Below are 11,614 nucleotides of genomic sequence, written 5' to 3'. Positions count from 1 at the left end.
GTGAGTTCATGCGTGTTCACCCCCTCTCCCCGGCCCTCTCCCGCGAGGGGAGAGGGAGGAAGAAACAGGGCAAGCTGCGTGGGCGTTAAGCGCGGTTTTCGATGGGCACAAACACCAGATCGTCCGGCCCGGTGTAGTTCGCGCTGGGGCGGATGATCTTGTTGTCGATGCGCTGCTCGATGATGTGCGCGGCCCAGCCGCTGGTGCGCGCAATGACGAACAGCGGCGTGAACATGGCGGTGGGCACCCCCATCATGTGGTAGCTCACGGCGCTGAACCAGTCGAGGTTGGGGAACATGTTTTTCACCTCCCACATCACCGATTCCAGCCGCTCGGCAATGTCATACATCTTGGTGCTGCCCGCCTCTTGCGACAAGTTGTGCGCAACGCCTTTGATGACAACGTTGCGTGGGTCGCTCACCGTGTAGACCGGGTGGCCGAAGCCGATCACGACCTCTTTGGCCTCCACGCGGCGGCGGATGTCGGCCTCGGCCTCGTCGGGGCTGTCGTAACGCTTCTGGATCTCGAAGGCCACCTCGTTGGCGCCGCCATGCTTGGGGCCGCGCAGCGCACCAATGGCGCCGGTGATGGCCGAATACATGTCGCTGCCCGTGCCGGCCACCACGCGGGCGGTGAAGGTGCTGGCGTTGAACTCATGCTCGGCATACAGGTTGAGCGAGGTGTGCATCGCACGCTCCCAGGCTGCGCTGGGCTTGGAGCCGTGCAGCAGGTGCAAGAAGTGCGCGCCGATGGAGTCGTCGTCGGTCTCCACCTCGATGCGGCGGCCCGAGCTGGCCCAGTGGTGCCAATAGAGCAGCATGGAGCCCAGTGATGCCATCAACCGGTCGGCAATGTCGCGCGCGCCCGGCAGGTTGTGGTCGTCCTTTTCAGGCAGCGCACATCCCAGGGCCGAGACGCCCGTGCGCATCACGTCCATGGGGTGGCTGGCGGCGGGCAGTTGCTCCAGCGCCTGCTTCACACTCATCGGAAGGCCGCGCAGGGCCTTGAGCTTGGACTTGTAGGCCCGGAGCTCAGCGCGTGTGGGCAGCTTGCCGTGTACCAGCAGGTGGGCGATTTCTTCAAACTCGCAGACCTCGGCAATGTCGAGGATGTCGTAGCCCCGGTAGTGCAGGTCGTTGCCCGTGCGGCCCACGGTGCACAGGGCGGTGTTGCCGGCGGTCACTCCCGAGAGCGCGACCGACTTCTTGGGCTTGAAGCCCTGGATTTCAATGGTGGTAGTCATGCGGTCTCCTTGTTTACATATGCGTTGGTGATGGCGGCGGGGCGGCCTTTGCCATCCACCGCCACCATTTCAAAAATCCCCTTCAGCACCTCTTCCGGTGGCGAGCCCAGCGTGGCGGCCAGACCGGTCACGCACACGGTGAGCGAGCTGCGGCCGATGCGGCTGACCCAGGCGCGCAGCGTGAGCACATGGCCCACGGGCACGGGGGCCAGAAAACGCACATCGGTCACGCCCGCCATCACCACATCGCGCTGCGCGGCGCCGCGCGCTGCCAGAAACGCCGCCTTGGCCATGAGCTGCAGGGCGTTGCCGCCAAACAGCGTGCCGTAGTGGTTGGCTTCGGCGGGGAAGACGATTTCCGTCAGTTCGACGGTGCCGGTGGGGGTTGTCATGCTTCGCAATTTACGCACAATGGCACCCCTCTGTAAGGGCTGAATTGGCGAATGATTGCGAATGCAAATGCATCAGATTGCAAATTTTGCGAATGATTCTCTGGTGCCACTGCGAAAGATCGAATGAAAAAAACCTTCATGGGCGTGCGCTTGCGCCGCCTGCGCGAAGAGCGCGGCATGACCCAGATTGCGCTGGCCCGGGCGCTGGACCTTTCGGCCAGCTACCTCAACCAGCTGGAGCAAAACCAGCGCCCGCTCACGGTGCCCGTCCTGCTCAAGATCAACGCCGTGTTCGGTGTGGATGTGCAGCGTTTTTCGGACGACGACGAGGCACGCCTCATCACCGGTCTGCGCGAAGTGCTGGCTGATCTGCCTGCCGGTGTGGGCGGGGAGGGCGTGGTGGATTCCGTATCGCTGGCAGAGATCCGCGAGCTGGCCGCAGGCATGCCCGCTGTGGCGCGCACGCTGCTGGCGTTGCACCAGCGGCACCGTCAGGCGCTGGAGCGCCTGGCCGCCCTGGGCAATGACCGGGGCGGCGAGGGCACCGTGGCCCACCATCCGCCCATGGCTTATGAAGAAGTGCGTGACTTCTTCTTTGCGCGCCAGAACCACATTGCCGAGCTGGACGACGCGGCCGAGCGATGTGCCGCCGACTGGGGCCTGCTGCCCGGCCGCGCCGATGAGGCGCTGGCCCAACGCCTGCTCGTGGCCCACGGGGTGCGCGTGGTGGATGTGGCCGATCTGCCTGGCCAGGCGCAGCGCGTGTTCCAGGCCGAGGCCGGGCTGCTGCAGCTGGCGGCGGGGTTGGAGCGCGGGCAGCGCGCGTTTCAGATGGCGACGCAGCTTGCGTTTCTGGAGCAGGGCGCCGAGCTGCAGCGCTTGGCCGACAGCGCCGGGTTGTCCAGCGACCAGGCCCGGGCGCTGGCGCGCATCGGTCTGGCCAACTACTTTGCGGGAGCGCTGGTGTTGCCCTACACGGCCTTTTTGCGGGCGGCCGAAGCGGCGCACTACGACATCGACCGGTTGGGCCAGCAGTTTGGCGTGGGTTTCGAGACGGTGTGCCACCGCCTGTCCACGCTGCAGCGGCCCAGTGCGCGCGGTGTGCCGTTCTTCTTTATCCGGGTGGACCGCGCGGGCAACATCAGCAAGCGGCAGTCGGCCACACACTTTCACTTCAGCAAGATCGGCGGCACCTGCCCGCTGTGGAATGTGTACGAAGCCTTCGCACAGCCAGGCCGCATCGTGCCGCAGGTGGCACGCATGCCCGACGGCCGCGCCTACCTGTGGGTGGCGCGCACCGTGTCGCGCAGCGGGGGCGGGTGGGGTGTGCCCGGCAAGGAGTTCTCCGTAGCCCTGGGTTGTGACATCCGCCATGCGCCGCAACTGGTGTATTCCCGTGGGCTGGATCTGGTCAACCCCGAGGCCGCCGTGCCCATCGGCATGGGCTGCAAGGTGTGTGAGCGCGACGCCTGCCCGCAGCGGGCGTTTCCCCCCATTGGACGTGCGCTGGATGTGAACGAGAATCGAAGCCGCTTTGCGCCGTACCCGGTGGCGGGCCGCCCGGGGCAGACACTCTCTTGAGCTGGGTTATTAAAACCGCTCATCAATTCATAGCTATCGACGCATGATGGTGTTGCGCTGACGGCACTTTCTACCAAATAACTGATTGGTAACCAGTTGTTGTGCCGCCGCTTGCTCCAACGGATGGCAGATTGCCGCTATCCTGCGCTTTGCCCGACTCCTTGGTGCGGCTGCCATGGCTCATACCCATAACGCAGGTACCCTTGTCCAGGCACTGTTCTGATACCGAATGCCAACGCCCACCCGCCCCACGCCATGGCCCCACTGACGCAAAACGGTCGATACCGGCATTGGATGGCCGGGTTGGGCGTGGCTGTGCTCGGCGTGACGGTAAGCCTTTGGCTGGCCTGGCAGCAGGCCGACTCTGTGGCCCAGGTCGGGCGCGCGCGGTTCATGCAGGAGGCGCGCGGGTTTGCTGATGCGCTGAGCCAACGTATCGAAGGGCATACCGAGGTCGTCAACGGCCTGCGCGGCCTGTTCACGGCGAATCCCCACCTCACGCGCCTGGAGTTTGAGCGCGCGGCCAGCGACCTGGAGGTGGGCCAGCGCTACCCCGGTGTGCGCAACCTGTCGTTCACCCGCTGGGTGCCTGGCGCCGAGCGGGCCGCCTACGAAGCCCGCGTGCGTGCCGACACTTCGCTGACCTCCCAGGGCTACCCCAACTTCACCATCCGGCCGCCAGGTGAACGGGCGGAATACTTTGTGGCCGAATACCTGTGGCCCATGGCAGGCAACGAAGGTGTGCTGGGCTTTGACATCAGCAGCCAGCCTACCAACCTGGCCGCCATGCAGTACAGCCGGGACAGCGGCCATACCGTGGTCTCTGCCCCGTTTGATTTGCTGCAGGAAGAAACACACCGCCAGGGGTTTGTGATCCGCGTGCCGGTTTTCGACTACACGGCGGGCACGCCGGAGCCCCGTTTTCTGGGGGCCGTGGCATCCACCATCCGGGTGTATGACCTGGTGCAGGCGCTGGGCAGCCAGGGCCTGCTCAACGGGATCGTCGTGTCCATGGCCGACCATGGTTCGGTGCGGGCAGGCTCTGCCGACTCCACGGTGCGGCCCTTGCTGGCGCAGTCTTCGGCGGCATTGCCGGGGGCGCAGCCGTTTGTGCGCGACCTGCAGGTGCATGACCGGCGCTGGCGACTGACCTTCTACCCGGCGCGCTCGTTCCTGTCGCCCTCCGAGGCGCGGCTGCCCGTGCTGGTGGGGCTGGGCGGTGCGCTGGTCTCCTTGCTGCTGGCGTCTACCGTGGGCCTGCTGGTGCGCCAGCGCACGCTAGCCCTCGCACGGGCCCAGGTGTCCGAAGATGCCCGGCGCGAAAGCGAAGAACGGTTTCATGCTTTGTTCAACCAGGCCAGCGTGGGCGTGGCGCTGCTGGACACCACCACCGGCCGATTTCTGCGCGCCAACCAGCGCTATTGCGACATCGTGGGCTACAGCCCTGACGAGATGGCTGCGCTCCATGTCCAGGCACTCATCCATCCTGACGACCTGGAGGCCGACACGCAGCACCTGGAACGCCTCAAGAAAGGCGAAGTGCCCGAGTACCGGCTCGAAAAGCGCTACCTCCACAAGAGCGGGCACGTCGTGTGGGTGGACCTCACGGTGTCGCCCATGTGGGTGCCCGGGGCCCGGCCTGACCACCACATCGCGGTGGTGCAGGACATCACCGCGCGCAAGCGCATGGAAGACACCCTGCGCAGCAACGAGCACCGGCTGCGCGGCATCCTGGAACGCCTGCCCATGGGCCTGTGCCTGGTCCAGACCGACGGCCGCATCAGTTTTCGCAACGACCGCTATGTGCAGATCTGCGGCTACGCGGCGCAAGACGTACCGGACGTGGAAACCTGGTGGCAGCGCGCTTACCCCGACGAATCTGAACGCACCGCTGTCCACGATGCCTGGCGCCAGGCCGCAAAGCAGGCCGTGGCGGGCGACGGGGTGATACCCGCCCGCGAATACACCATTCGCTGTGCCGACGGCACACGGCGGCCCGTCGAGGTGTCGGGGGTGGTGGTGGAGGGCGGGCACCTTGTCACCATGCAGGACCTGAGTCAGCGCAAGGCGGCCGAGGAAGAGATCAACAACCTGGCCTACTACGACCCGCTCACCCGCTTGCCCAACCGCCGCCTGCTCATGGACCGGTTGCAGCAGGCGTTGGCCACCAGTGCCCGCCACCAGCGCAGCGGCGCCTTGCTGCTGCTGGATCTGGACAATTTCAAGACACTGAACGAAACCCGGGGCCACGACAGCGGCGACAACCTGCTGCTGCAGGTGGCCCACCGGCTGCGCAATTGCGTGCACGAGGACGACACCGTGGCCCGCCAGGGGGGCGACGAGTTTGTGGTGGTGCTGGAAGACCTGGGCGACAACCCTGAGGAGGCTGCGGCCCGCAGCGAAGAGGTGGGTCAGCGCATCCTGACCGCCCTGCGCGAGCCCTACGTGCTCAACGGCGCGGCGCACCACAGCTCGCTAAGCATGGGGGTCACCATTTTCAGCGGCATGCGCGAGACGGTGGACGAGCTGCTCAAACGGGCCGACCTGGCGCTCTACCAGGCCAAAAATGCGGGCCGCGACACCCTGCGCTTTTACGACCCACAGATGCAGGCTGCTGTCAGCGCGCGCGCCGCGCTGGAGCTGGACATGCGCATCGGCCTGGCGCAGGGCCAGTTCGAGCTGTACTACCAGCCGCAGATCGACCGGGGCCGTATCACGGGGGCCGAGGCGCTGCTGCGCTGGCGCCATCCCCGCGACGGGTTTGTCTCGCCTGCGCATTTCATTCCGCTGGCGGAAGAGACCGGCCTCATCCTTCCGCTGGGTGAATGGGTGCTCCAGGCGGCCTGCGCGCAACTGGCCCGCTGGGCGCGGCACGCCGACCTGGCGGGTTTGGGGCTGGCCGTGAACGTGAGCCCGCGCCAGTTCCACCAGGCCGGTTTTGTGGCCCAGGTGCTGGCAGCACTGGCCAGCTCAGGCGCGCAGGGGCCGCAGCTCAAGCTGGAACTGACCGAAGGCCTGCTGCTGCAGGACGTGGAAGACACGATCGAGAAGATGGGCCAGCTCAAGGGATATGGCGTGGGCTTCTCGCTGGACGACTTTGGTACCGGGTACTCGTCGCTGGCCTACCTCAAGCGCCTGCCGCTGGACCAGCTCAAGATCGACCAAAGTTTTGTGCGCGACGTGCTCACCGACCCCAACGACGCCGCCATCGCCCGCACCGTGGTAGCCCTGGGCACCAGCCTGGGCCTGCGCGTGATCGCCGAAGGGGTGGAAACCGAGGCCCAGCGCGAGTTTCTGGAGCGCCACCACTGCCACGCCTGGCAGGGCTACCTCTTCAGCCCGCCCGTGCCCGTGGCCGAGTTTGAGGCACTGGTGCGCAAAACCAATGGGGTGGATGCGCAGGACCCGCAGGACGCACACGACGCACACGGCGCGTAACCCAGGAACGCTGCCCCATCCGGCCCCGGGCCTTGCTGGCACTGCTGCAGAATATCAATATTCATAGCGTGAAATCGTTGCTGGATAAGCGGTAGGGCCTGTTTTTTCCAAATGTTTCTGTCGCACCCTGGCTCTAGGGTCTGGGCATGCTGCCAAGGGCCCGTGGTCATCGGGCGGCGCGGTATCATTCCGCCCTTGCTGCGGCCTGCGTGTTCCGGCCCGGAACGTCCGTCTGGCGCCACTTTTTGCACCCCAGCCTTCTTCCTCCTTTTGCCCGCCCCCTGACCCGTGCGTCTCACCTCGATCAAGCTTTCCGGTTTCAAGTCGTTCGCTGAACCCACCAACTTCATGCTGCCCGGGCAACTGGTCGGCGTGGTGGGCCCGAACGGCTGCGGCAAGTCCAACATCATGGATGCGGTGCGCTGGGTGCTGGGCGAGAGCAAGGCCAGCGAGCTGCGTGGCGAGTCCATGCAGGACGTGATCTTCAGCGGCACCACCACCCGCAAGCAGGCCAGCCGCGCCAGTGTGGAGCTGGTCTTCGACAACTCCGACCACCGCGCGGGCGGGCAGTGGGGCCAGTACGGCGAGGTGGCCGTGCGCCGCGTGCTCACGCGTGACGGCACCAGCAGCTACTACCTCAACAACCAGCCCGTGCGCCGCCGCGACGTGCAGGACGTGTTCCTCGGTACGGGCCTGGGGCCCCGTGCCTACGCCATCATCGGCCAGGGCACCATCAGCCGCATCATCGAAAGCCGCCCTGAGGAACTGCGCCTGTTCCTCGAAGAGGCTGCGGGCGTCTCCAAATACAAGGAGCGCCGCCGGGAGACCGAAAACCGCCTGTCGGACACGCGCGAGAACCTCACGCGGGTTGAAGACATCCTGCGCGAGCTGAACGCCAACCTCGAAAAGCTCGAAAAGCAGGCCGAGGTGGCCGCCAAGTACAACACCCTGCAGGCCGACGCCACGCTCAAGCAGCACCAGCTGTGGTTTTTGAAGCGGGCCGAGGCTGAGGAACAGCAGAACAAGGTGCGCCTGGACGGCCTGCAGGCCGTGAACGACCTGGAATCGCGCATGGCCGATCTGCGCGCGGTGGAGTCTGATCTCGAAACCATCCGCCAGGCCCACTACGCCGCTGGCGACCAGGTGAACCAGGCCCAGGGCAAGCTTTATGAAGCCACGGCCGAGGTCGGCAAGCTCGAAGCCGAGATCCGCTACGTGATAGAAGGCCGCCAGCGCGTGGAGCAGCGCCTGGTCACGCTGGCCGAGCAGATCGCCCAGTGGCAGGCCCGCAAGGAAGAGGCCGATATTGAGCTCGAAAACCTGGCCGGTGCCGGTGTGGACGCCGAAGAACGCGCCGAGATGCTGGCCGCCCAGGTCGAAGAGCAGGCCATGCAGCTGCCCGACCTGGAAGAGGCCCTGCGCCAGGCGCAAAGCCGCACGGCCGAGCAACGGACTGCCGTGGTGCAGGTCCAACAGCAGATTGGCGTGCTCGCTGCCGAGCAGCGCAGCTTTGACGAGCAAAGCCGCCAGCTCGACGCCCGCTTTGAGCGCCTGCGCACCGACCGCAACGCGCTGGCCGCGCCCGACGAAGCCCGTCTGACCAACCTGCGCGAGCAGCTCGAAGAAGCGCAAGAGATCGCTGAAACCACCGCAGCCCGCCTGCACGAGCTGCAGGAGTCCGTACCCCAGCTCGACGACGACCGCCGCGCGCGCCAGCAGGCCGTCAACACCGAAAGCGCCCGTCAGGCCGACCTGTCGGCCCGCATGGAGGCCCTGAAGGCTCTGCAGGAAAAGGTCAAGACCGACGGCAAGCTGCGTCCCTGGCTTGCCAAACATGGGCTCGACGGCCTGCAAGGCCTGTGGAGCCGCATCCACATCGAGCCCGGCTGGGAAAACGCGCTGGAAGCTGCATTGCGCGAACGCCTGGCTGCCTTGGAAGTAGGGCGCCTGGACATGGTGCGCGGCTTCCTGGGTTCCGGCGGCAACGATGCGCCGCCCGCGCGCCTGGCTTTCTACAGTGCCCCCGCTGCGGGCCACCCCGAAACATCGTCGCCTCACGCCCGCCTGTCGGACCTGCTGCGCCTGAACGATGCGGGCCTGCGGGCCGTGTTGGTGGACTGGCTGCAAGGCTGCTACACCGCGCCCACCCTGGACGACGCTCTGGCCCGCCGCAGCCAGCTGCAGCCAGGCGAAGTGGTGTTTGTGCCCACGGGCCATGCTGTCAGCGCGCACAGCGTGAGCTTTTATGCGCAGGACTCCGAGCAGTCCGGCATGCTGGCCCGCGCGCAGGAAATAGAGCACCTCGAAAAAGAGCTGCGCGCGCAGGCCCTGATCGCGGAAGAATCGCGCACGGCCCTGGTCCGCGCAGAGGCTGCGTATGCCGATGCTTCCCAGCGCCTCGTGGCCGCACGCCGCGAAGCCACCGAAACACAAAGTCGTGCCCACGAGCTGCAAGTCGAAACCCTGCGCCTCACACAGCTGGCCGAGCAGACCCGCGCACGCAGCCAGCAAATCGACGGCGATCTGGCCGAGGTGGAAGCCCAGCTGGCCGACCTGCAGGAGCGCCGCGTGGCCGCCGAGGCACGCTTTGAAGAACTGGACATGCAGCTGGCCGACAGCCAGGAGCGCGAGGCCCAGCTGGGCGACAAGGTCATCGAAGCCGAGCGCAAACTCACCGCCTGCCGCGAGCAGCAGCGCACGCTGGAGCGCCAGGCGCAGGAGGCCACGTTTTCGCAGCGCAGCCTGGAGGCGCGCCGGGGCGAACTCAACCGCTCCATCGAAACCGCCACCCAGCAGGCCAAGGCCCTGGCTGACGAAGAGCAGCGCGCACGCGATGAGCTTGCCCGCCTGTCGGATGCGGCTGCGCAAGGCGGCCTGCAGGCCGCGCTGGAAGTGAAGATGGAGCGCGAGAAGGCGCTCGCCGCCCAGCGCAGCGAATACGACGATCTGACGACCAAGCTGCGCGCCAGCGATGAACGCCGCATGCAGCTCGAACGTGCGCTCGACCCGCTGCGTGCGCGCATCACCGAATTCCAGCTCAAGGAGCAGGCCGCGCGCCTGGGCTTGGAGCAGTACACCACCTTGCTGACCGACGCCCAGGCCGACCTCGAAGCCGTGGCCCAGTCGATCACCGAAGGCAATGTGCGCGTGGGTGGCCTGCAAAGCGAAATCGACCGCCTGCACCGCGAGATCGCCGCCCTGGGCGCCGTGAACCTGGCAGCGCTGGACGAATTGAAGCTGGCCAGCGAACGCAAGATCTTCCTCGATGCGCAAACCGCCGACCTGACCGAGGCCATGAACACGCTGGAAGACGCGATCCGCAAGATCGATGGCGAAACACGCCAGCTGCTCTCAGGCACTTTCGATACGGTCAACGGCCACTTCGGGCGCATGTTCCCCGAGCTGTTTGGCGGCGGCCAGGCCAAGCTCATCATCACGGGCGACGAAATCCTTGATTCCGGCGTGCAGGTGATGGCCCAGCCACCCGGCAAGAAGAACCAGACCATTCACCTGCTGTCGGGGGGCGAAAAGGCCCTCACGGCCATCGCGCTGGTGTTTGCCATCTTCCAGCTCAACCCCGCGCCGTTCTGTTTGCTGGACGAGGTGGACGCGCCGCTGGACGACGCCAACACCGAACGCTATGCCAAGCTCGTGTCCAGCATGAGCAAGGGCACGCAGTTTTTGTTCATCAGCCACAACAAGATCGCGATGGAAATGGCCGAGCAACTGATCGGCGTGACCATGCAGGAGCAGGGCGTGTCGCGCATCGTGGCGGTGGACATGGAGTCCGCGCTTTCGATGGCCGACGCCTGAAAAACTCAAATTCTCTGAACCCATGAGCACATTGCAACTGAGTCTGGCCATCATCGGCGGTCTGGTGCTGGCCCTCATCGTGGCCTACAACACCTGGACCTCGCGCCGCAATGCGCCCAAGCGCGCGCTGCCGCAAGAGCCCGTGGATCCCGCCGGTGAGCCGACCCAGCGCCAGGAGCCTGGCTTCGATGCGGGGGCTGCCGTGGCCGTACCGCCGGGTGAGTTTCACGGCCTCGACCGGGGCCCCGATCCCTCGGAGCACGCGGTGGATGCTGATGAGGCCCTGCAGCTGCCCGTGCCACCGTTTTCGCTGGAGCGCCGCCCCGGGCTCGATCCGCTCATCGATGTCATTGCATCGCTGCAGCCCGAGCATGTGGTGTCGGGCGATGCTGCTCTGGCCGCGCTGCCGCCGACCCGCCGCGCAGGCAGCAAGCCGTTCGCCATCGAAGGCCTCAACGAAGCGAACCAGCAGTGGGAAACCCCTGCACCGGGCCAGCGCTACCAGAGCTTCCAAGCCGGTGTGCAGCTGGCCAACCGCATGGGCGCGCTCAACGAGATCGAGTTCTCCGAGTTCGTCGTCAAGGCCCAGGCGTTTGCCGACGCTATCAATGCCGCCCCCGACTTCCCCGACATGCTGCAGGAAGTGGCCCGCGCCCGCGAGCTGGACCAGTTCGCCAGCGACCACGACGCCCAGCTCATGTTCATGCTGCGCGCCCGCCAGGCCGCCTGGAGCCCCGGCTACGTGCAGCAGAACGCCGCCCGCCTGGGCTTTGTGCCCGGTGCCATGCCTGGCCGCCTGGTGCTGCCTGCCAGCGCGCAGGGCTTGCCGCCCCTGCTCACGCTGGGCTACGACACCCAGGCTGCGCTGGCCGAAGACCCCGACCAGTCCGCCATCCGTGACATCACTCTGAGCCTGGACGTGGCGCAAGTTCACCGTACCGAACAACCCTTTGCGCGCCTGCGCGACGTAGGGGCCGCGCTGTGCGACGCGATGGATGGGGTGCTCTGCGACCAGAACGGCCAGCCGCTGCCCGCGATGGCCATGGATCCGATTGCTGCGGACCTGGAGCTGCTGTATGACCAGCTCGATGGACGGGATCTGTCGGCGGGGTCGGTGCTGGCGCGACGACTGTTCAGCTAGTGCAGC

The 11,614-nt window shown here is 66.4% G+C and carries 6 protein-coding genes; 4 read left to right on the top strand and 2 right to left on the bottom strand.

Features of this window, described 5'->3' with window-relative positions; all coding sequences use genetic code 11:
• Positions 1–85: 85 nt before the first annotated feature.
• Positions 86–1,243, bottom strand: coding sequence for a 2-methylcitrate synthase (gene prpC / locus EXV95_RS05075; protein WP_176886050.1), 1,158 nt, complete (start codon positions 1,241–1,243; stop codon positions 86–88).
• On the bottom strand, positions 1,240–1,635 hold the full coding sequence (locus EXV95_RS05070; protein WP_176886049.1) for an acyl-CoA thioesterase: 396 nt from the start codon (positions 1,633–1,635) through the stop codon (positions 1,240–1,242). Before EXV95_RS05070 ends, prpC begins: the two co-directional genes overlap by 4 nt.
• A gap of 123 nt (positions 1,636–1,758) precedes the next feature.
• Between EXV95_RS05070 and EXV95_RS05065 the strand changes: the two genes are divergently transcribed.
• The 4 genes from EXV95_RS05065 (at position 1,759) to EXV95_RS05050 (ending at position 11,608) form a co-directional block, all read left to right on the top strand.
• Complete coding sequence (locus tag EXV95_RS05065; RefSeq protein WP_176886048.1) at positions 1,759–3,216, top strand: short-chain fatty acyl-CoA regulator family protein; 1,458 nt, start codon at positions 1,759–1,761, stop codon at positions 3,214–3,216.
• Between the two features lie 255 nt (positions 3,217–3,471).
• A complete protein-coding gene (locus EXV95_RS05060) occupies positions 3,472–6,654 on the top strand; it encodes an EAL domain-containing protein (protein ID WP_255484925.1) in 3,183 nt (1,060 codons plus the stop codon).
• Positions 6,655–6,942: 288 nt separating this feature from the next.
• On the top strand, positions 6,943–10,467 hold the full coding sequence (smc, locus tag EXV95_RS05055; protein ID WP_176886047.1) for a chromosome segregation protein SMC: 3,525 nt from the start codon (positions 6,943–6,945) through the stop codon (positions 10,465–10,467).
• Positions 10,468–10,489: 22 nt separating this feature from the next.
• Positions 10,490–11,608 carry a cell division protein FtsZ gene (locus tag EXV95_RS05050; protein ID WP_121420236.1) on the top strand — a complete coding sequence of 373 codons (1,119 nt, stop codon included), beginning with the start codon at positions 10,490–10,492 and terminating at the stop codon, positions 11,606–11,608.
• Positions 11,609–11,614 lie beyond the last annotated feature (6 nt).

The organism is Acidovorax sp. JMULE5, from assembly GCF_013376875.1.
Lineage (GTDB): Bacteria > Pseudomonadota > Gammaproteobacteria > Burkholderiales > Burkholderiaceae_C > Acidovorax > Acidovorax facilis.
The sequence above is the reverse complement of the archived record's forward strand: the minus strand, read 5'-3'. Positions and strand labels throughout refer to the sequence as shown.